This window comes from Flaviramulus basaltis, assembly GCF_900114265.1.
GTDB lineage: Bacteria > Bacteroidota > Bacteroidia > Flavobacteriales > Flavobacteriaceae > Flaviramulus > Flaviramulus basaltis.
This window is the reverse complement of record NZ_FPKV01000001.1, coordinates 1,007,725-1,028,972: the sequence shown is the minus strand read 5'-3', so window position 1 is coordinate 1,028,972 and position 21,248 is coordinate 1,007,725. Positions and strand designations below refer to the sequence as shown.

17 protein-coding genes are annotated in these 21,248 nt (G+C 31.6%); 4 read left to right on the top strand and 13 right to left on the bottom strand.

Annotated features, from left to right (window positions below):
- Positions 1 to 2: 2 nt before the first annotated feature.
- Genes BT151_RS04685 through BT151_RS04675 form a run of 3 tightly spaced genes read right to left on the bottom strand, consistent with a single transcriptional unit; the run spans position 3 to position 4,812 of the window.
- Entirely contained in the window at positions 3 to 3,155 is a 3,153-nt protein-coding gene (locus BT151_RS04685) for an efflux RND transporter permease subunit (RefSeq protein ID WP_072400588.1), read from the bottom strand.
- Positions 3,156 to 3,168: 13 nt separating this feature from the next.
- Positions 3,169 to 4,302, bottom strand: coding sequence for an efflux RND transporter periplasmic adaptor subunit (locus tag BT151_RS04680; protein ID WP_072400587.1), 1,134 nt, complete (start codon positions 4,300 to 4,302; stop codon positions 3,169 to 3,171).
- Between the two features lie 9 nt (positions 4,303 to 4,311).
- Complete coding sequence (locus tag BT151_RS04675) at positions 4,312 to 4,812, bottom strand: GbsR/MarR family transcriptional regulator (RefSeq protein WP_072400586.1); 501 nt, start codon at positions 4,810 to 4,812, stop codon at positions 4,312 to 4,314.
- 157 nt (positions 4,813 to 4,969) lie between these two features.
- On the opposite strand from BT151_RS04675, the gene BT151_RS04670 reads away from it, so the two are divergent.
- The gene (locus tag BT151_RS04670) at positions 4,970 to 7,327 is read left to right on the top strand and encodes a S9 family peptidase (RefSeq protein WP_072400585.1); all 2,358 of its coding nucleotides are present in this window, start codon (positions 4,970 to 4,972) and stop codon (positions 7,325 to 7,327) included.
- Between the two features lie 50 nt (positions 7,328 to 7,377).
- Here BT151_RS04670 and pheS read toward each other — a convergent pair whose 3' ends face one another.
- From pheS to BT151_RS04655, 3 genes are all read right to left on the bottom strand, one after another.
- Positions 7,378 to 8,397: a phenylalanine--tRNA ligase subunit alpha gene (pheS, locus tag BT151_RS04665; RefSeq protein WP_072400584.1), complete on the bottom strand. Its 1,020-nt coding sequence runs from the start codon at positions 8,395 to 8,397 to the stop codon at positions 7,378 to 7,380.
- 95 nt (positions 8,398 to 8,492) lie between these two features.
- A complete protein-coding gene (locus BT151_RS04660) occupies positions 8,493 to 8,897 on the bottom strand; it encodes a lipocalin-like domain-containing protein (RefSeq protein ID WP_072400583.1) in 405 nt (134 codons plus the stop codon).
- 160 nt (positions 8,898 to 9,057) lie between these two features.
- The gene (locus BT151_RS04655; RefSeq protein WP_072400582.1) at positions 9,058 to 9,414 is read right to left on the bottom strand and encodes a hypothetical protein; all 357 of its coding nucleotides are present in this window, start codon (positions 9,412 to 9,414) and stop codon (positions 9,058 to 9,060) included.
- Positions 9,415 to 9,487: 73 nt separating this feature from the next.
- Between BT151_RS04655 and BT151_RS04650 the strand changes: the two genes are divergently transcribed.
- Complete coding sequence (locus tag BT151_RS04650) at positions 9,488 to 10,003, top strand: CvpA family protein (protein ID WP_072400581.1); 516 nt, start codon at positions 9,488 to 9,490, stop codon at positions 10,001 to 10,003.
- Here BT151_RS04650 and BT151_RS04645 read toward each other — a convergent pair.
- The 4 genes from BT151_RS04645 to BT151_RS04630 are packed head-to-tail and all read right to left on the bottom strand — an operon-like array spanning position 10,000 to position 15,086.
- Entirely contained in the window at positions 10,000 to 12,189 is a 2,190-nt protein-coding gene (locus BT151_RS04645; protein WP_072400580.1) for a PepSY domain-containing protein, read from the bottom strand. The genes BT151_RS04650 and BT151_RS04645 overlap by 4 nt on opposite strands.
- Before the next feature lie 10 nt (positions 12,190 to 12,199).
- On the bottom strand, positions 12,200 to 12,685 hold the full coding sequence (locus tag BT151_RS04640; RefSeq protein ID WP_072400579.1) for a DUF2271 domain-containing protein: 486 nt from the start codon (positions 12,683 to 12,685) through the stop codon (positions 12,200 to 12,202).
- Between the two features lie 12 nt (positions 12,686 to 12,697).
- Positions 12,698 to 14,176, bottom strand: a complete 1,479-nt coding sequence (locus tag BT151_RS04635; RefSeq protein ID WP_072400578.1) for an ankyrin repeat domain-containing protein — start codon at positions 14,174 to 14,176, stop codon at positions 12,698 to 12,700.
- Position 14,177: 1 nt separating this feature from the next.
- Positions 14,178 to 15,086: a DUF6607 family protein gene (locus BT151_RS04630; RefSeq protein ID WP_072400577.1), complete on the bottom strand. Its 909-nt coding sequence runs from the start codon at positions 15,084 to 15,086 to the stop codon at positions 14,178 to 14,180.
- Between the two features lie 104 nt (positions 15,087 to 15,190).
- On the opposite strand from BT151_RS04630, the gene BT151_RS04625 reads away from it, so the two are divergent.
- The gene (locus BT151_RS04625; protein ID WP_072400576.1) at positions 15,191 to 17,266 is read left to right on the top strand and encodes a TonB-dependent receptor plug domain-containing protein; all 2,076 of its coding nucleotides are present in this window, start codon (positions 15,191 to 15,193) and stop codon (positions 17,264 to 17,266) included.
- A gap of 18 nt (positions 17,267 to 17,284) precedes the next feature.
- Positions 17,285 to 17,902 carry an HmuY family protein gene (locus tag BT151_RS04620; protein ID WP_072400575.1) on the top strand — a complete coding sequence of 206 codons (618 nt, stop codon included), beginning with the start codon at positions 17,285 to 17,287 and terminating at the stop codon, positions 17,900 to 17,902.
- Between the two features lie 56 nt (positions 17,903 to 17,958).
- On the opposite strand, the gene BT151_RS04615 is transcribed toward BT151_RS04620, so the two are convergent.
- The 3 genes from BT151_RS04615 to BT151_RS04605 all read right to left on the bottom strand — a co-directional run bounded on the left by BT151_RS04615 (position 17,959) and on the right by BT151_RS04605 (position 21,241).
- Positions 17,959 to 18,585, bottom strand: a complete 627-nt coding sequence (locus BT151_RS04615; RefSeq protein WP_072400574.1) for a carbonic anhydrase — start codon at positions 18,583 to 18,585, stop codon at positions 17,959 to 17,961.
- A gap of 8 nt (positions 18,586 to 18,593) precedes the next feature.
- On the bottom strand, positions 18,594 to 20,456 hold the full coding sequence (locus tag BT151_RS04610) for a SulP family inorganic anion transporter (protein WP_072400573.1): 1,863 nt from the start codon (positions 20,454 to 20,456) through the stop codon (positions 18,594 to 18,596).
- A 101-nt stretch (positions 20,457 to 20,557) separates the two neighbouring features.
- Positions 20,558 to 21,241 carry a DUF2490 domain-containing protein gene (locus BT151_RS04605; protein WP_072400572.1) on the bottom strand — a complete coding sequence of 228 codons (684 nt, stop codon included), beginning with the start codon at positions 21,239 to 21,241 and terminating at the stop codon, positions 20,558 to 20,560.
- Between the last annotated feature and the right edge of the window lie 7 nt (positions 21,242 to 21,248).

Genomic DNA, 21,248 nt, shown 5'->3' with positions numbered 1-21,248 from the left:
TTCTAGTTTTCTATTGCGTTGTTTTCATTAATTGTATTAGGAACAGGTGCTCCTGTAATTTTTTCTTGTAGCCATTGGAATAGTATAAATAATATTGGAATTACAAATACACCTAAAATGGTTCCTATAAGCATTCCTCCTGCAGCTCCTGTACCAATAGATCTGTTTCCTTCTGCTCCAACACCTTTTGCTAAAACTAATGGCATTAACCCTAAAATAAAAGCGAAAGACGTCATTAAAATAGGACGCAAACGAGCTTTAGCTCCTTCGACAGCCGCATGTAAAATGCTATCACCATTGCGTCGTCTTTGGCGCGCAAACTCTACTATAAGAATGGCATTTTTAGCTAATAAACCAATAAGCATGATTAAGGCAATTTGAAAATAGATGTTATTTTCAAGCCCCATTAATTTAGCGCTTAAATAAGCTCCAAAAACTCCAAAAGGAAGAGAAAAAACAACTGCCAGCGGTAATACATAACTTTCATATTGCGCACAAAGTAAAAAGTAAATAAACAGAATACTTAATATAAAAATAAATGTGGTTTGATCTCCTGCATTTGCTTCTTCACGAGTTAAACCAGAATAAGCAACGGAATAATTACTTGGTAATTTTGCCACTTCTTCTTCAATAACTCTAATGGCATCACCAGTACTAAAACCTGGATTTGTAGCTCCAGATAATGTTGCCGAATTCAATAAATTAAAACGTGTTACAGATTGTGGTCCATATACTCTTTTTAAAGTAACAAACTGATTAATTGGAGTCATCTCACCGCTATCTGTTCTTACATACATGCTATTTAAAGCATCAACATCTGCTCTGTCTTCAGGTAATGATTGAATGTATACACGGAATTGTTTTCCAAATCGTGCAAAATCAGACGCATAAACACCTCCTATATAACCTTGTAATGTTGAAAATATACTATTAATTGGCACGCCTTTTTCTTTTGCTAAAGGCACATTTACCTCCATTTCATACTGTGGATATTTTGTATTAAAAGAAGATTGTGCATATTTAATTTCAGGATGCTGCATTAAAGCTCCAATAAATTCTTGGTTTGCCTTATCTAAATCTGTAAACTCACCTCCAAAACGGTCTAATAAGTTAATTTCAAAACCAGCAGAGTTACCAAAACCACGAATACTAGGTGGTGCAAAAAAGATAATATTTGCTCCAGGAATGGTTGATGCTATACCAAATAACTTTCCTGTAATCGCTTCGGTAGATAATGATTCGTCTTCACGATCTTTCCAATCTGCAAGCTTCACAAATCCAATAGCATAATTAGTTCCAGAACCGCTTAATAAACTTCGTCCTCTAATAAATGAAACTCCATCAACACCTTCTAAATTATGTGTTTTTCCATATAACTCATCTATTATTTTTCCAGTTCTATCTAATGATGCTCCTGCAGGCAATTCAATATTTGTAAAAATAATTCCTCTATCTTCATTAGGAACAAAACCTGTTGGAGTTGTTTTAGATGCCCAAAAAATACCGACAACAGCAATTAATAATAAGACTGCAGAAATCCATTTTCTCTTATAAAGAAATTGAAGTGAATTTCCATATTTTTCAACTGTTGCATTAAAACCGCGATTAAAAAGTGTATAAAAACGTTGTAAAAAGTTCTTCTTTTTTAATTCCTCTTCATCATGCGATTTTAAAAACAAAGCACACAATGCCGGACTTAATGTTAAGGCGTTTACTGCAGAAATAAGAATCGCTATAATTAAAGTGATACCAAATTGCTTATAAAATACACCTGTTGGTCCTTCTACAAAAGTTACAGGAATAAATACAGCTGCCATAACTAATGTGATTGATACAATGGCACCAGAAATTTCATGCATAGCAACTAATGTTGCTTTTTTCGGGTTTTTCTCGCCTTGATCTATTTTAGCATGAACGGCCTCTACAACAACAATAGCATCATCCACCACAATTCCTATGGCTAAAACAACTGCAAATAGTGTTAGTAAATTTATAGAATAGCCAAATAAATTCAAGAAGAAAAATGTTCCAATAATAGACACCGGAACTGCTATTGCAGGAATTAATGTGGAACGAAAATCTTGTAAAAAGATAAATACTACAATAAATACTAATAAAAAAGCCTCTAATAAAGTGCTTACTACTTTTTCAATAGATGCAGATAAAAATAAACTGGTATCGTAAGGAATAAAAATACTTAAGCCCTTTGGCAAATCTTTTTCAATAATATCTAAAGCAACTTTAACTTTTTCAATAATTTCTTGAGCATTTGATCCTTTTGTTTGGAAAATACCCATGAATACTGCTGGGTGTCCTAAACTCATTGCACCAGATGCGTAAGACTGCGCATCTAACTCTATAGTTGCTACGTCGTTTAAGCGTAAAAATTCTCCATTTCCTAGTGCTTTTATAATAATATCGGCATATTGTTTTTCTTCTTTAAAACGTCCGCTATATTTTAAAACATATGTAAAAGCTTCTCCATTATTTTCTCCTAAAGAACCTGCAGCTGCTTCTAAATTTTGTTCTTTTAAAGCTGCTGTAATATCAGAAGGTATTAAGTTGTATGCTGCTAATTTTTCTGGTTTTAACCAAATACGCATCGCGTAATCTTGGTTTGAAAACACATTTACATCACCAACACCATTTATCCTCTTTAGTTCAGGAATCACATTTATTTTTAAATAATTTTGAATAAATGTAGCATCGTAATTTTCGTTTTCTGAATAAAGCGATAAGAACATTAAGGCACTTGTTTCTTCTTTTTGTGTTGTAACCCCTGTTTGAATTACTTCTTGTGGTAATAAAGGGTTTGCACGTGTTACTCTATTTTGAACATTTACAGCTGCAACATCGGCATCTACATTTTGTTCAAAAAATACAGTAATTTCTGCGGAACCATCATTGGCAGCTGTTGAAGTAATATAGGTCATCCCTTGAACACCATTAATTTGTTCTTCTATTGGGATAATCACACTTTCTAAAACAGTTTCTGCATTGGCTCCAGAATATGAAGCTCTCACCTTTATAGTTGGTGGCGCGATATCTGGATATTGTTCTATGGGTAAGCTTGAAATACTTAAAAACCCAAGCATTAATATTATGATAGAAATAACTGTAGAGAGTACAGGTCTTTCAATAAATGTTTTTAACATAATTTATAAGTTTCTAGTTTTTAAATAATTTCTCGATTGGCTTAACTATACTATCAAAAGGGACTTCTTGTGGTGAAATTGGCATATCGTTACGTAACTTACCTACACCTGTAACTACAATTTTATCACCTTCTTTAACACCAGATTCTATAACATATAAATTATCTATGTTTGCTTTAATTTTTAATATTGAAGAAGAGACTGTATTGTTTTCTCCTAATTTAAAAACCATAACATTTCCTTGTTGTTCATAGGTTGCTTCTTGCGGAATAACTGTTGCATTTTCATAAACAGTAGGAATTTTAATTTTTCCACTATTACCGTTTGTTAAAAGTTGATTAGGATTGTTAAATACTGCTCTAAAGCTTACAGTTCCTGTGTTTTGATTTATTTGACCAGTACTTGTTTCAATTTTCCCTTTTTCAGAATACGTTTTTCCGTTAGCAAGTATTAAGCTAACTTCTGGAAAATTAGCAATCTTTTCTGCTAAATTCTTTCCTTCAGTATTTTGTAAAAAATCTAAGTAATCAGATTCGTTCAAAGTAAAAAAAGCATAAACTTCCTTAATATCACTTACAGTTGTTAAAGGCGTTTCATCACCTGGACTAACTAAAGACCCTTCTCTAAATTGAATAGCTCCTACATAACCATCAACAGGACTACTTACCGTTGCATAACCAATATTAGCCGCAATACTGCTGTAATTCGCTTTTGCTTGTGCTAAATTTGCCTTAGCCGTTTCTAATTGTACCGGACTAATAATGTTTTTTTCTACAAGAGGAATTAATTTATCAACTTCAACCTGAGCCACATTAATACGTGCTTTTGCTGCACCTGCATCTTGGCTTAGTGATTGCGTTTCTAATTTAAATAGAGCTTGACCTTTTCTTACTTTTTGGCCTTCATCTACAAATACTTTTTGAATGTATCCAGACACTTTAGCTCTTACATCACTATTAATAATCCCTTCAATATTTGTTGGGTATGTTTCATATCCAACTACTGTTTTATGTTGTATTTGAGCTACAGGAAAAGGTGAAGGTGGCCTTTGAGCTGCTTGTTGATTTTCTTGTTTATTGGCGCAACTTGAAAGTATTAATGTTGTAATACTTAGCGCTAATACTACATATTGGTTGATCTTTTTCATTATTTTGGGTTAAAATTGATTATTGTTTTCTATGATTTTTGTTCTTAATTCTGAAATTGATTTTGTAGCTTCATCTAAAAATTTTATATAATTATCATGAAATCCTAAATCAAATTTTGAAGCTTCGTCTTCTGTGACACTATTTGCATTTTCTTTATAATCTCTAATCTCTACATGTAAATCTTTTTGATCTAACCAAGATTGAATCATATTATCGATACTCTGAAGAATATTATCTTGATTAATTGTGAAATATTTTTTTCTATCTCCAGGTTTTGTGAAATAAATAATCTTCTTTAAATCTTGTAGATGATTTAAATGTGTAGAAATAGTGCTTTTGCTTGCGCATAAATGTGTTACCAAATCTTCAAATGTGGTTCCTATTTTTCCAGTTAAAATGATATAGGATAAAATTCTTGCTTCAACTGGAGCCAATTGTTCTTTACTTTCTAGAAGTACACCCAATTTTTCTACCAATCTTTGTTTTTGCTTACATATTGCAGCACTCATAATTTAAAAAATTTAAGACGCAAAAATAAATTTAGTTCGGAACAAACCGAACTAAACGAAGTTAAATAATTGTTAAATAAAAAAGCTTTATAAGCATATTTCATACTTAACTTTAAATTCGTTATTTAGTATCATGCTTATAAAATTTATATCCTCCATGAAACAATTAATATTCTCTTTATTCCTTTTTGTAACTGTTATAAGTATTGGGCAGGTTAAAAATCAATCTGAGCTAACTATAGATCAAATTATGCAAGGTGAAGACTTTGTAGGTTATTTACCTGAAACTTTAAGCTGGTCTGATGATAGTAAAAATATTTATTTTAGTTGGAATCCAAATAATGATACTATTCGTTCTAACTATCAAATAGCCATTCAATCAAAAAAAATAAGTAAACTTTCTTTTGAAGATTTAAAAGCAAAAACCAATAGCGGCGTATATTCAAAAGATTTCCAATGGAAAGTTTATGAAAAAAACGGTGATTTATTTTTATTGAACAATTCCACTTATTCATCAAAGCAGATTACCAATACCATTGCCAGAGAATCTAATCCAAAGTTTTCAGGTAATCAAAAGGCTATTATTTATAAGCTCGATAACAATTTGTTTAAATGGCAAATTAACCAAGGTACAACAACTCAACTTACAGATTTTAAAAGTGGAAACGAAAAAACTGAACACGATCTTAATTCACAAGACCAATGGTTAGAAGATGACCAATTACAATCTTTTAATATTCTAGAAAAGCGTAAAAATGAAACTGATGCTCAAAAATACCGTAGAGAGCAAACACAAGTTAGTCGTCCAAAAACAATTTATTTAGATGATAAAAAGTTATTAGATATTGATATTTCAGCAGATTTAAAATATGTTGTTTACCGCCTGTATTCTGTTTCAAAAAACAAAAATACAAATGTGCCGGATTATGTTACCAAAAGCGGTTATACTAATGATTTAAATGCAAGACCAAAAGTTGGTAGCGAGCAAAACACTTATGAATCTTGGATTTTAAACTTAAAAACAAGTGAAACATATCAAATTAAAACCGATTCTATAGAAGGCATTAAAGACAAACCTAAATATTTAAAGGACTATGCTGAAAACCTTTCAGAATATAAAGACAGTTTTGAAAACCCAAGATCTGTAGAAATAGACAAACCGCTACTTTCAGATGATGGTAAAGCAATAATAAATATTACATCACAAGATTATAAAGACCGTTGGATTATGTTGGTGAACCTGACAGACGGAAAGTTAAAACTTATTGATAAACAACATGATGATGCGTGGATTGGTGGTCCTGGAATAGGTTGGTTTTCACGTCCAGAAATGGGCTGGATAGATCAAGATAATATTTGGTTTAAATCTGAAAAAACAGGTTATGCACACTTATATACTGCTAATGTTAATTCAGGAAAAATTAAAGCATTAACCCAAGGAAATTTCGAGGTTTTAGATGTGAGCTTATCTAAAGATAAAACCACCTTTTTTTTAACAAGCAACAAAGTGAGTCCTCACGAGCAACATTTTTATCATTTACCTGCAAAAGGTGGAAAAATGACACAAATTACATCACGAAAAGGTGGACATGAAGTTATAGTATCACCTGATGAAACTCAATTAGCTATTCGCTATTCTTACACCAACAAACCATGGGAATTGTATGTAATGCCTAATAAACCCGGCGCAGAAATGACACAATTAACCCAGTCTACAACCGATGCTTTTAATTCTTATAAATGGATAGATTCTGAAATAATAAACTTTACGGCTAGTGATGGCGTAAGTGTTCCTGCAACACTTTACAAACCTAGTGAAGCTAAAAAAAATGGTGCTGCTATAATATTTGTTCATGGTGCGGGTTATCTTCAAAATGTACACAATTGGTGGTCTTCTTATTATAGAGAATATATGTTTCATAATATTTTAGTAGATAATGGCTACACAGTTTTAGCTATAGATTTTAGAGCAAGTAAAGGTTATGGTAGAGATTGGCGAACAGCAATCTACCGCAATATGGGTGGAAAAGATTTAGATGACCAAATTGATGGTGCTAAATATCTAGTAGAAAACCTAGACATCGATAAAGATCGATTAGGAATTTATGGCGGTTCGTATGGTGGTTTTATAACTTTAATGGCAATGTTTAAATCGCCCGATACGTTTAAAAGTGGTGCTGCACTTCGTTCTGTAACAGATTGGGCACATTACAATCATGGATATACAGCTAGAATTTTAAACACCCCTGTTGAAGACCCTAAAGCCTACAAACAAAGTTCACCATTATATTTTGCAGAAGGATTAAAAGGAAACTTACTAATGCTCCATGGCATGATAGATACTAATGTTCATTTTCAAGATGTAGTACGTTTATCTCAACGTTTAATAGAATTGAAAAAAGAAAACTGGGAATTAGCTGTGTTCCCTCTTGAAAGTCATGGTTTTGTTGAAGCTTCTAGTTGGTCTGATGAATACCGTAGAATTTTTAAGTTGTTTCAAGAAACTCTTAATTAATAAAAAAGGCGTTAATCAATGATTAACGCCTTTTTATTCTGTTTTTAAATTTACAATGCGCTCTTAAATTGCTCTAAAAAACGAACATCATTTTCACTTAATAAGCGAATATCACCTATTTGATGAAGCAACATGGCTATTCTATCTATTCCTACTCCAAATGCAAATCCTGAATATTCTTTTGAATCAATTTTACAGTTTTCCAACACATTAGGATCTACCATACCGCAACCTCCAATTTCTAACCAACCTGTTCCTTTAGTGATTTTGTAGTCTGTTTCAGTTTCTAATCCCCAATACACATCAATTTCTGCGCTTGGTTCTGTAAACGGAAAGTATGAAGGACGTAAACGTATTTTACTTTTTCCAAACATTTCTGTCGTGAAATGTTGAAGTGTTTGTTTTAAGTCTGCAAAACTCACATCTTTATCAATATACAAACCTTCTACTTGATGGAAAAAGCAATGTGAACGCGCAGAAATAGCTTCGTTTCTATAAACTCTACCAGGAGAAATTGTACGAATAGGTGGTTTGTTATTTTCCATATAACGCACTTGTACAGAACTAGTATGTGTACGCAATAAAATATCTGGATTGGTTTGAATAAAAAATGTATCCTGCATATCTCTTGCTGGATGATATTCTGGTAAGTTTAATGCTGTAAAGTTATGCCAATCATCTTCAATTTCTGGACCTTCACTAACATTAAAACCTATACGAGAAAAAATATCGATAATTTGATTTTTTACTATAGATATTGGATGACGGGCACCTATTTGAATAGGTTGACCAGGTCGCGATAAATCGCCATAAACCCCTTTTACTTCCTCGTTACTTTCAAGCTCTTCTTTTAGAGCATTTACTTTGTCTTCGGCGGTTTTTTTGAGTTTATTTATAGTTTGACCGAATTCTTTTTTTTGATCATTAGCTACATTTTTAAACTCAGCAAAAAAGTCGTTTAATAATCCTTTTTTACCTAAATACTTTATACGGAAAGCTTCAACCTCTTCTTTTGATTGTGCTTTAAAAACTTCGGCTTCAGCTATTAGCTCTTTAATCTTATCTATCATGACGTCATTTCAAAAATGAATGCAAATTTAGTGATTTTTATAAACAAAAAACTCCTTCAATAATAAGGAGTTGTATTTTTATAATTTGTTGAATCTTATTTTCTGATGTAAACTATTCTATAAACATCACTTCCATCTTTATCTTCGTAATAGAATGTATTACTTTCAAAAGTAAGAGTTTGAGTAGAATCTCCAAAACCAAAATTCAAAGTATACATGTTATTTCCTTCATTTGACCAAGTTCCTGAAACCTCTTCCTCTAAAAGACAATTATTTGATTCATCTTCTTCGTAATATTCATAATCTACTAAACCATCAGATTTAAATATAAACTTTTCTTGCTTCTCACATTCATCTAAAACTTCTTCATTTCCGTTGGTATAAGCTTTATAATAGTTCCAAGTTCCAATTATTGGGTCTTGTGATGAAGAATCATCATCACTACTACAAGAAGTTAATACAACTGCAAATACACTTAAAAGTAAAATTACTTTTTTCATAATTACTTTGGTTTTAAGATGTAAACATAGGTGTTTTCTTATAATATAAAAAATTTTGTGTTCATGTAACTGCGTTAGGGATTGTAGTGGAAATCCTTTTTGAGAGGTACGAATAAAAAGATTGTAACGAAAAGCCCGACCTTTAGGTAACGCCCAAAAACTAATTTATATACTCGGTTTCTAAAAAGTAATTAACTATAGCTTCTTTCATTAAAACACTTTGTTCGCCCGCTTTTAAATGGGGTAAATTTTCTAGAGTTTTGTAATGTGGCCATCCTTCATCATCTACAAAATCGAGTTCGTAATAGCCATAAGGCATAAGTAGTTTACATATTGCAATATGCATAAGGTCTAGCTTTTGGTCTTTTTTAAAGCTTCTTTCTAACTGCCCCAGTTCTTGCACGCCTATTAAATAAATTATTGCATCAAGATCTAATGTGTCTCCATCGGCAAATTGATTGGATAGTTTTTGCACTACCAATTCCCAGCGTTCTTTTAATTGTTCGTCTCTAGACATAATAATTTTAAAGCTGCAAAGTTAATAAACCTAAGTGTGACTATTATTTTATATTTGCTTAAATAATTTAATTATGAGTGTTATAGATATTGTTTTAGGAGCTTTAATTTTATTTGGTCTTGTTAGAGGGTTTATGAAAGGCCTTTTTGTTGAAGTTGCCTCATTAGTTGCCCTTGTTGCTGGTGTTTATGGAGCCATTCATTTTAGTAATTTCGCTGCCGAATTTTTACAAACAAAAACAGATTGGAACGAAAAAACTATTAATATTACTGCCTTTGCTATAACTTTTGTAATTATAGTTCTAGCCATTGGTCTTGCTGGAAAAGCACTTACAAAATTAGCAGATTTTGCCGCTCTTGGTATTATAAATAAATTACTTGGTGGTGTTTTTGGTGCTTTAAAAATTGCACTTATTTTAAGTGTTGTTTTGAATATTTTTGACAAAATGAACAGTACCATTAGCTTTATTGATGAAGAAAACATAGATGATTCTGCACTTTATACACCTGTAAAATCTTTAGTTCCTATGATTTTTCCAAATATACTAACACCAAAGGAAGATGAAATTACTTCTGAAAGTGATGCTTAATAACAGTCTGTTTTTATTTGTAGATTGTTTTGATAGTAACTTAATGGCTTATTGTTATACTTTACACAAATAGATTCTAACATATTTAGTACGCCATTTTGCATTGCTAAAGAACCGCAAATCATTATAATTCCTTTATTATTTAATGTTTCTGCTATAAATATGGCATCTCTAAATAACACATCTTGCACATACCTTTTTTTATCTTCTTGCGATAATATTAAATGAAATTTAGTAAGTTTATGTTGCTTTAATAACGCATTTATTTGTGACTCATACAACGCGTTAGATTCTTGAGTTCGTAAGCCTAAATACAAATGAGTTTCTGTTTGTCTATTTTGATGCAACATGCCTAAAAATGGTGCAATACCCGTACCGTTAGCAATTAAAACCACACGTGATGCTTTTTTAGGAAAATGAAAAGCAGAATTTTGAATAATGCGCGCTTTTAACTGGTTGTTTATTTGGAAATTATTTAAATAATTAGACGCCAAACCATTTTCATAATACTTAACGCTTAATTGAATATTCCCATTTACTTTACCAATGGAATACAACCGTTCTCGATAATCATTTTTGGGATAAACCGCTAACAAATCGCCTGATGTGAATTTGTATGTTTTCTTAGGTTTTAAAGTGATTAAAAACGTATCATCAGGATTTTCTGAAACTTTAGTTTTACTAATAATTTTAAGCTTTTTGTTGGTTTTAGGTTTGCTTACCAAACCATCTTTAGGAACTGTTATTTTTAAGCCAACTTTATCATTCCATTTTTGGATCCATTGACTAAAAGCTTCTACCGATTTATCATTAATAGTAAATGGTTCTAATAATTGATTGTATTTAATTTGCATAGCCTTATCAACATCGAATGCGAATTTGCAAAAAGCTGGATATGCTAAAGACCCAAAACCTACAACAGAATAACTAACTGTTTGTTCTTGTTGTACTGCTTTTAAACGTTCTAAAAACTTACTAGCATTAGTTGGCGGTTCGCCTAAACCATAAGTTGCAGTAATTATAATAAGATGTTCGGCTTTTTTATAAGTATTATAATTATTAAGCTCGCTGATATATGATGTTTCTCCTGCTTTTAATAATTGTTGATGAAACGCATTAGCAAAAGGCAAAGTACTCCCGTTTTCTGAACCCACTAAAATAATATATTTTGCATCGTCTTTTTTATATTTATTCTTAAGTTTTGAAGCACGGCGTTTAAGCGTCATAGCAAATCCAGAATAGATAAAAAATAGAATATTTGCGGTAGCAATGGCTAAAATTATAGACCATAAAATACTGCCTTTTCCGGTGTGTAAATTCAAACTTAAACCTGAAAACATGTCAACTAAAGGTGATTTTATCTCACTTAAAATAGCGCCTGTAAATTGGTTTACAATAACTTCTTTATCTTTTAATTTTAAGATGAAATAATCTTCAACATCTTCAGAAAAGGGAAATTCTAAAGATTTAACTTGAGATAGTGGTGTGTTTTTAAATAATTTAAATTCTGAAACTGCTTGTGTTGGTGTTGTAGAAAGTGAGTCAAAATCTATATTATGAGAAGTTTCTGCTTTTGGCAATAAATCAAACTTTTCTAAAGACAAATAAACTCCTGTAACTGTAATGATAATGATTGGAATTAAAGACAAACGCCCTAAAACCACATGCCAATATTGATTAAAATTTTCATTAACAATTTTAGAAAAGAACTTTTTTAAACTTCGTTGCCTTTTTAAAATTAACACTGAGCCAGAAACTGCAATTAAGAATAACAAAAAAGAACATAATCCCACAAAAAAACGCCCAATACCTTTTAAAAATAATGATCTATGAAGGCTTGTAACCCATTGAAAAAACTTAGAAACTTCTATTTCTTCGCCTAAATATTCTGCCGTTTTTGGATTAAAATAACCTTCTAAATTATCACCTTCCTCTGTAAATACCGAAGCGATTACAAAGTCGTTAGTATCTACTTTAACATCAATAATTTCAGGATAATTATCTTTAAAAACAGTTACTAATTCTGCTACAGAAATCGTATTTAAATCGGCTACTTTATAAGGTTGAATTTGTTCTGAAATAGGCTGAAACGCCAATATAATTCCAGTTATGGAAGCTAAAAGAATAAAAACAAAAGAAGATACAGCCAACGCTAGATGACTGTATCTCCAAATTGAAATGGTCATATAAAATCTTTTAATTTGGCATCATACGTACATAACGAATAAAGCCTGCACCTTCTTTTTTGCTTTTTACGGTCTCTGATGTTAATGGAAACTCCACATCTTTAGTATAATATTCCTGATCTTCAACAGCTGTTTCAAAACGAATGCTGTAACCAGCGTTAATTTTAGAATCTTCAATATCAATCACACTAATAATTCGTCCGCCACCAGAAATTGTTGCTCCTGTGATTGCATCAATATTATTACGCTTTTTTCCGTAAAAACTCCACCACGATTCTAATGTATTAAACCACTCATCATCATCACCTTGCACATACAATGTTTTTTCATATTTGCCTTCTGGATTAATTAACGAAATAACGACATAAGCGCCTTCGCCTGTGTAATTCGTCATTTGAATCATGCATTTATATTTTGTTGTTTCGGCTAATTTTGTAAAAGATACTAAGGCAAAAGCTATGACTAATAATAATGATATAAAATGTATTTTCTTCATTTTCAACTTGTGTTACTTTAAAAATTCAATTGAAATATTATTCTTTTTTAACAGCTCGTTTTCTTGTGCTAAATCATAAGCTGTTTCTTCAAACTCGGTTTCAAGTTCTTTTTTTGCACCTTCGTTTAAGAGAAATTTCAAAATATTTTCATTTTGAGCTTTCATTGCAGCAAGATGTAGTGCAGTATTCCCTTCGCTATTTTTAGCATTCACATCTTGGTTCATTTTAGCTGCTATTTCTAATAAATCAATACTGCTTTTTTCTACAGCTAAATGATACCATGTGTTTCCATTATTTTGAGGTGTCTCTAATTTAAAACCCTTATTTTTTAACACATTTAATTTATCTGAAAATTGCTCTTTATTTCTAGTAGAATACGAGTCTACTAAATAATAATTCAAGTTATTTCCGCTGGTATCTACAACATCTGTTTTAGCTCCTCTATTAATTAAAAAAGTTACCACTTCTGTATCATTTCTTTGTACAGCAAATGCCAAAGCTGTTTCGCCTTTTTTATTAGCATGATTGATGTCTTTTAAACTTTCCGATAGCAATTTTACTATTTCTAAATTATTTCTTGAAGCAGCATTCATAAAAGCTGTATTACCATAATGGTCTTCTTGATTTACATCTAATCCTTTTTCTAAAAGAAAGTTTATGATTTCGACATCTTTACTTCTCGATGCTAAAATATGTAACGCTGAAGCACCTTCCTCGTTTGATGCTTTTGGATCTAGGTTTTTAGTTTCTAAATATTTATAAACCTCAATTCCGTTAGCTTTTCCGCGTGCTCCATAAGCAGCAAATATAAATGCTTGATTATTTCCTTTAACTCCTTTTTCAAGCAATTGGTTTAATAAACTAGTGTTTCCTGTTCTTGCAACATAGTTAAAAACGCCATTTCCATTATTATCGACACTATTAATATCTAATCCTTTTGATTGAAAATAATTTATTAAAGCAAAATTTTCATCACTTGGTGCTACTAGCAATAAAGCATTAGCGCCATTTGGCGTCACATCATTTTTAAGATTTGCTCCATTCTCTAAACAAAGGTCATATACTTTTGTGTTTTGTTGTCCTGAAGATGCTGCAAAATTAAGAATCGTGTTTCCTTTATCATCTGTTAAATCGGTTTTAGCACCTTGTTTTAAAAGATATTCCATAATCTCAACGTTACCTTTATAAGCTGCCCAAAAAATGTACGTTCTACCATCGTGTGTTAACTTGTTAGGATCGTTTCCTTTTTGAGATTGTAAATATTTAATGGTTTCAATTGGTGCATCTTGTAAAATAGAATAAACTACACCATCAAAATTACTTCCATTAGCTTCAGATGGATTATTGCCTTCTTTAATTTTAGAATCTACAACTTCAACCGTTGGTTTTGAACTCCAAAAATCACGATTTAGAAAAACATTCTCTTGTGAAAACGTGTGAACACTTACTAAAAGCGTTATTACTATTAAATATAATTTAGAACACTTCATTTTATTTTTTTACAAATGATTCAATTAATGGATTAATTTCTTCGGCTGTTTGGTACTTTTCTTCATCAAATAAGTACTTAAACAATCCTTTATTATCTACTTTTTCTTCTAAAGATAAATCTTTCTGTCTAGCAAAAATGTCATCCCATTTAGTTCTTACTAATGCCCATTTTGCTTGGTTTTCCTTCCAGTATTCCTGTGCTACTTTGCATTTACTGTCATCAACTTTTACATAAGTGTTATATCCTTTTTCTTGGGCTAATAATACATCATCTTTACCATCTTCACGAATTACCTTATCGTTATCCTGGTCGTGAATCCAACCGTTTTTAACAATTTCATGACGGTTTCTTCTAATGGTTACATTATAATCACTTCGCTTGGTATATTCACGTCTTGGTAAAGGCGCGGCGGTGGTACTTTCCCAATAGCTTTTCCCATCTACATGTACCCAAGAAGCAGAACCTTCGTAACGCGGACTATCATCTACTTGAAATACTTTTTGAGTCCATTGTCCTTTCACTTCATCTTTTGGTAAACTTACAAAAGTCCATTTATTATCATGGTTAAATTCATATAAATTAGTGTTTTCATATTCCCAATCTTGTCTCCAATGCTTTACAATCATTTTATTATTTGGAGGGCCAACAATCAATAAATGTTGCATCGAGATTTTATCTTTATCATCTTCTACCAATTGTACCCACTCTAATCCGCCAGCATGTTTTGTTTCAGAAGGCACATAAGTTGAGTCTCCAGAATACTCAAATGTTTCGGCAAAATTGAAGGCAACATCATAGCAACCACACATGTTTTTAATGGCATTTTGGTCTTCTTTCTTTTTGTTTTGAGCATTTAAATTGAAGGTAAATGCTAAAGATAAAATTGATAATAAGGCTAATTGTTTCATTATTAAAGTTTTGTTTTTGTGTTTTGAATTTTATTTAAAAAAATGTTATTCTTATTTAGACTGATTTAAAATAAGGTTTATATTTGTCACAAAAATAATCAAGAATGAGTCTAAATAAAAATAAAACTCTAATTTATTTTACACTTTTTTTAAGTTGTGTAGGATTTTCTCAAGAAGTAAAAACAGATTCTACTAAAACAGAGCAACTTGAAGATGTTATTGTAACAGCCACTAGAACGGTTAGGCAATTATCTTCTTTACCATTGCCAGCTCAAATTATATCGAAAAAAGAAATACAAAGTGTTAACTCATTACGTTTAAGTGATATTTTAAACGAACAAACCGGATTAATTACGGTTCCAGACTTTGGTGGTGGCGAAGGCATTCAATTACAAGGTTTAGACTCGCAATACACCCTTATTTTAATAGATGGTGTTCCTCTTATTGGTCGTTCTGCAGGTACTTTAGACATTAGTAGAGTAACTGTAGGTAACATTAAACAGATTGAAATTGTAAAAGGCGCATCGTCTAGTTTATATGGTAGTGAGGCTCTTGGTGGCGTAATTAATATTATAACAGAGAAGCCAAAATATGGTTTTAATGGTGATTTAAACTCCAGAGTTGGGAGCTTTAATACTTACGATAACAGTTTAAATTTAGGGTATAGAAAAAAGAAGTTTTCAATAAGCACTTTTGTAAATAGTTTTAATAGTGATGGTTATGATTTAAACGAAAGCGATGCATTAAATACCGTAGAGCCTTTTAACAATCAAATCTTTAACACAAAACTTAATTATAATTTTAATGACGCTACTAGTTTATTGCTTTCCGGAAGATATTACACACAAAATCAAGATTACGTAGCTTCTGAAGATTTAAAAGGCGAAAGTGACATTAATGAATGGAATACCCATTTAAAATTAAAACATAAATATAGCGAAAAGTGGAGTAGCTATTTTGAATTTTATGCCACACGTTATAAAGCTGATGAGTATTTAAATAACCCTGATAATTCTCGTTTTAGTGAAAGTGATTTTAATCAATTATTATTACGCCCAGAAATTAGAGCAACTTACAGTCCTAATAAAAAAAGTGCTTTTATTGGAGGTTTAGGCTGGAATCATGAAACATTAAAAAGAACAGATTTTTCTAAAGAACCTGAGTTTAATTCGCCTTATGCTTATTTACAATATGATACACATCCAACCGAAAAAATAAATATTATTCTTGGTGCACGTTTTGATAATCATAGCGAATATAAATCTCAATTCAGCCCAAAAGTGGCACTTCGCTATAAATTATCAGATAAAATAGCAGTAAAAGGCTCTGTAGGATATGGATACAAAGCTCCAGATTTTAGGCAATTATATTTCGATTTTACAAATGCAACTGTTGGGTATACCGTTTTGGGTTACAATGCAGTGTCAACAGCTATTCCTCAATTAGAAGAAGAGGGGCAAATTGCCAATATTGTAGTGCCTATTTCTGAATTTGATAACGAATTAAAACCAGAAAACTCAGTAAGCTTTAATGTTGGAATTGATTATAACCCTATTACTTCTATAAAATTAAATTTTAATGCCTTTAGAAATAATATAAACGACTTAATAGACACCCGTGTTATAGCCAATAAAACTAACGGTCAAAATGTATTTAGTTATTATAACGTACATAAGGTTTACACACAAGGATTAGAGTTAAACACAAGTTGGAAACCTAGTAATAACTTAAAAATTTCTGGTGGATATCAATTACTTTTTGCTAAAGAGAAAGAAGCTGAAGATGCTTTTAAAAATGGAAATGTTTATGCAAGATTAACACCAAGTTCTTCTTCTTTTCAGCTTAAAAAACAAGACTACTTTGGGTTATACAATCGTTCTCGACATATGGGAAACTTAAAAGTGTTTTATGAGTTTACCAAACTTGATTTAGATGCCAATATTCGTGGTACTTATAGAAGCAAATACGGTCTTTACGATACAAACGGAAATACTTATTTAGATACTTATGATGATTTTGTTAAACGCTACACTATTTGGGATTTAGCAATAAATAAAACACTTTTTAAAAACTACACACTAGGTTTCGGAATAGACAATGTTTTAAACTTTAGAGACACGCAAAACATTAGTAATATTTCAGGCAGAATCATTTACGGAAAATTAAACATTCAATTTTAATAACTATATATAAACATTATGAAAACAATCAAATTTTTAACATTAACAGCTCTTTTTATCGGTTTTACATCTTGCAGTAGTGATGATGACAACTCAACACCACTTTTAGAAATTGAAACGCAAACTATAAGTAATTTACAAGCGACACAAAGCGCAGATTACTCAACAAACCCTGCAACCATAACAGGCGATTATATTAAATTTTCATTTGAAACCGGTGCAACAACTACTGGCGATAATTGGGATATTGCTTTTAGAGGTTCTACAATTCTAGTAAATGGTGGCACTGCAACAGCAGATGATCAACCTGAACGAACTGGTAATGCTTCAGTTTATTTAGCTACAGGTACTTTGGCTGAAATCTCAACAGTTAACGAAACCTCTTTAGCACAGGACGACGCAACAAACGGTTTAGCCATTACTACAGGTTCTGGAAACGGATGGTATAACTACGATTCTACAACGCATATTATTTCTCCAATTGCAGGAAAAGTAATTGTTGTAAAAACGAACAATGGCATGTATGCTAAGTTAGAAATATTAAGCTATTACAAGGATACTGACACAGCATCAGACTCACAATACTATACTTTTAATTATGTATATAACCCTAATGAAGGTGTAACAACTTTCTAGTTTTTTTTTGAATTAGTTCTATTAAAAAAGCCACTCAAATTGAGTGGCTTTTTCTTTTAATCTAAATGGTATATCTCCATAATATCTCTAAGATATTTTTCGAAATTTATTTTTAAATCGATGAGTTTTCCTGTATGAACATCAAACACCCAACCATGCACTTTTAATCCTCTTTCTCTAGCTGCTTTTTGAACTGCTGCTGTTTTAATAAGATTTACACATTGTTCTTGAACGTTTAACTCGACTAATCTGTCATATTTTTTTTCTTCATCGACAATATTGTTTAATTCAAGTTTATGAATTCTATAAACATCGCGAATATTACGTAACCAGCCATTAAGAACACCCAAATCTGCCGATTGCATTGCTGCCTTTACACCACCGCAAGCATAATGCCCACAAACCACTACATGTTTCACTTTTAAGTGTGTTACGGCATATTCAACAACACTCATGGCGTTTAAGTCTATTCCAGATACCATATTGGCAATGTTACGATGCACAAATACCTCGCCTGGTTTTGCTCCCATAAGTTCTTCGGCTGTTACACGACTATCGCTACAACCTATATATAGCAACTCTGGGTTTTGGCCTTTTCCTAATTCTTCAAAATAATCCTTTTGAACTTCTAGTTTGTCCTTAATCCACTGTTTATTGTTTTCAAAAACTTTATCTAAGTCCATAGGTTTTGTTAAATTACATCTTTAACGTTCTCTTTTATCCACTTCATACAGTCTTTAAAGGTAGAGAATATATGTTCATTTGGAATTAAATCTGGAATAATATCAATACGCTCCATCATATATTTTGGTTGTTTAAGTAAGCCAACAAAAAGCACTTGAATATTCTTTTTATTCAATTCTTGAAGCATATCTTCCATAGCATATAACCCAGATTGATCCATATATTGCATGCGCCCTAACCTTATTACCACCGTACGCGCTGTATCTGGAATTTGCCCTGTGAGTTGTTGGAAGTCGCTCGTAGAACCAAAAAACAATGGCCCTTTCAAGTGTTTTATAAAAACTTCTTCTTTTAAATTTTGAGGAAAACCATCTTCATCTGCCCAAGCTTCTTCTTTTAACGGTTTTACATCACTGCGTTCTGCTGTTAAATCGCCTATTTTTTTCATGAACATTAAAGAAGCAATTACTAAACCTATACCTACAGCGTAAACTAAATTCCAAAACGTTGAAAGCACTAACACAATAAGCATGATTAAAACTTCAGAGCTCATTTTTATAGGACCTAATTTCATGTCTTTTGGTAAACTTGGAATAGCTTTTAATCCTTTATAATCCATAACTCCAATACCAACAGTAATTAATATTCCAGCTAAAACGGCTGCAGGAATTTGAGAAGCTATAGGTCCTAATCCCAATAAGATAACAAGTAACATAATACCTGCAATCATACCAGAAAGTTTTGTTTTTCCGCCAGAAGAAATATTTACTACGGTTCTAATCGTTGCTCCTGCTCCTGGAATACCTCCGAACACAGCAGCAATACTGTTACCAATACCTTGCCCTACCAATTCTTTATTAGGTTTGTGCTTTGTTTTTGTCATGTTATCTGCTACTACACTGGTAAGTAATGAATCGATAGCTCCCAAAAGCGCTAAAGTAAGTGCAGTGAAAATATATGGTGTTATGCTAGAAAGTGTGAAACTTGTAAAAATTTCTAAATTTGGAATTGGTAATCCACTAGGAATTTCTTCAATAGGTCTATAATTTAAACCAAAACCAACTGCAATTCCAGACATAACTATTAAAGCTACTAAAGTACTTGGTACTGCTTTTGTAATGCGCTTGAAACCATAAATAATAAAAATAGTCCCCAATGCTAGAATTAGCTCTAACCAATTAATATTTTGTATCGCTCTTGGAAATGCTTTTATTGCGCCCAATGCTCCCGAAGCTTCTTTAGCTGCTAATGTTTGAGATTCCTTTAGAATATCTGCCTGAGTTGTGTGTTCTGCTCTACCAATAGTTTCTTTAAAATCTTCAAGTACCAAAATACCTTCTCCTGCTTCTTCTTTTAAGATATTTTCTAAAATAACCTCTTCGGCTTGTGGTTTAAAAGTATTAACAAAATCCACGTCTTCTTTTGGATAATATCCTAATGATGGTAAAATTTGAGTTAGTAAAATAATAACACCTATGGCAGTCATAAAACCAGAAACCACAGGATAAGGAATGTATCTTATGTATTTTCCTAAGCCTAAAATACCCAATCCAATTTGCATTAAACCTGCTAGTAAAAATACAGTAAGAATTACTGGAAGTGCTTTGGCTACATCACCGTCATTAACCGCAATTATACCTGCAATAACAACCATACTAACGGCTGTCATAGGTGCTGTTGGCCCAGAAATTTGTGTGCTTGTACCACCAAAAAGGGCTGCAAAAAAGCTAATAAAGATCGCTCCATAAAGACCTGCTGTTGGTCCTAAACCCGATGATACTCCAAACGCTAATGCTAATGGTAATGCTACAATTCCTGCGGTAATACCTCCAAAGGCATCTCCTTTAATATTTGAAAACAAGTTTCTCATAATTATATTTAGTTTTTCAAGTTCTAAGATAATTCATCTTAGGTCAAAAAAAAAGTCAACACTAAAAGTATTGACTTTTTAACTTGAAATTAATTTTTAAGCTAGAAGTTTACAAAAGTGATAATATTGAATTGATCCCTACTTGTCGTTTCAAAAAATTGGTTCATATACCCAGCTTCTAGTCTTATATTTTTATTAATGTTGTAGCCTATTCCTCCATAAAGTCTATTCCTATCAAAAATTGATGTTTTAGTGTTTAAAAATATCTCATTGTAAGCTGATAAATAGTATTTGCTTTCTTGATTTTCATCTTTCCATAATGGAACTTTTAGTGATAAGAAATAGCGAAACCTCATCTTAAAATCATTTTCAACAAAACGCTGTTCAAATCGGTAACGATGTCCAATTTTAATACTTCCTATATTTTGTTTTGATGTAAATTGCTGAAAAATTCTGTGCTCATTTACAGAAACTGTTTTATCAGTCTCTCCAATATAGTTTTTAGATAAAATATAACCATAACCTAATAAAAAATTATTCTTGTTTTCGTTAAAAGTATACCCTAGACCTGTTCTTAAAAGTAATTGCTCTAGGTCTCCTATAGCATTGTAATTCCTATATTGAACTTCATTATGGATATTCCATTTTGAGTTCAATTTTTTATTACCAATATATATTAACCAATTACCAAAATTACTGTCTTGACTTTGGGCAAATAAAGGTAGCATTAATACAATTATTAATGCTCCTATATTTACTTTCTTCTTCAATAAATTATTACTCATTAACCAG

Excerpts from the sequence above, each read along its gene's own strand:
- BT151_RS04610 (WP_072400573.1), bottom strand. The coding sequence starts at position 20,456 with ATGAGAAACTTGTTTTCAAATATTAAAGGAGATGCCTTTGGAGGTATT.
- BT151_RS04630 (WP_072400577.1), bottom strand. The coding sequence starts at position 15,086 with ATGAAACAATTAGCCTTATTATCAATTTTATCTTTAGCATTTACCTTC.
- BT151_RS04680 (WP_072400587.1), bottom strand. The coding sequence starts at position 4,302 with ATGAAAAAGATCAACCAATATGTAGTATTAGCGCTAAGTATTACAACA.
- BT151_RS04670 (WP_072400585.1), top strand. The coding sequence starts at position 4,970 with ATGAAACAATTAATATTCTCTTTATTCCTTTTTGTAACTGTTATAAGT.
- BT151_RS04655 (WP_072400582.1), bottom strand. The coding sequence starts at position 9,414 with ATGTCTAGAGACGAACAATTAAAAGAACGCTGGGAATTGGTAGTGCAA.
- BT151_RS04625 (WP_072400576.1), top strand. The coding sequence starts at position 15,191 with ATGAGTCTAAATAAAAATAAAACTCTAATTTATTTTACACTTTTTTTA.
- BT151_RS04620 (WP_072400575.1), top strand. The coding sequence starts at position 17,285 with ATGAAAACAATCAAATTTTTAACATTAACAGCTCTTTTTATCGGTTTT.
- BT151_RS04635 (WP_072400578.1), bottom strand. The coding sequence starts at position 14,176 with ATGAAGTGTTCTAAATTATATTTAATAGTAATAACGCTTTTAGTAAGT.
- BT151_RS04660 (WP_072400583.1), bottom strand. The coding sequence starts at position 8,897 with ATGAAAAAAGTAATTTTACTTTTAAGTGTATTTGCAGTTGTATTAACT.
- BT151_RS04650 (WP_072400581.1), top strand. The coding sequence starts at position 9,488 with ATGAGTGTTATAGATATTGTTTTAGGAGCTTTAATTTTATTTGGTCTT.
- BT151_RS04645 (WP_072400580.1), bottom strand. The coding sequence starts at position 12,189 with ATGACCATTTCAATTTGGAGATACAGTCATCTAGCGTTGGCTGTATCT.
- pheS (WP_072400584.1), bottom strand. The coding sequence starts at position 8,397 with ATGATAGATAAGATTAAAGAGCTAATAGCTGAAGCCGAAGTTTTTAAA.
- BT151_RS04640 (WP_072400579.1), bottom strand. The coding sequence starts at position 12,685 with ATGAAGAAAATACATTTTATATCATTATTATTAGTCATAGCTTTTGCC.
- BT151_RS04685 (WP_072400588.1), bottom strand. The coding sequence starts at position 3,155 with ATGTTAAAAACATTTATTGAAAGACCTGTACTCTCTACAGTTATTTCT.
- BT151_RS04605 (WP_072400572.1), bottom strand. The coding sequence starts at position 21,241 with ATGAGTAATAATTTATTGAAGAAGAAAGTAAATATAGGAGCATTAATA.
- BT151_RS04615 (WP_072400574.1), bottom strand. The coding sequence starts at position 18,585 with ATGGACTTAGATAAAGTTTTTGAAAACAATAAACAGTGGATTAAGGAC.
- BT151_RS04675 (WP_072400586.1), bottom strand. The coding sequence starts at position 4,812 with ATGAGTGCTGCAATATGTAAGCAAAAACAAAGATTGGTAGAAAAATTG.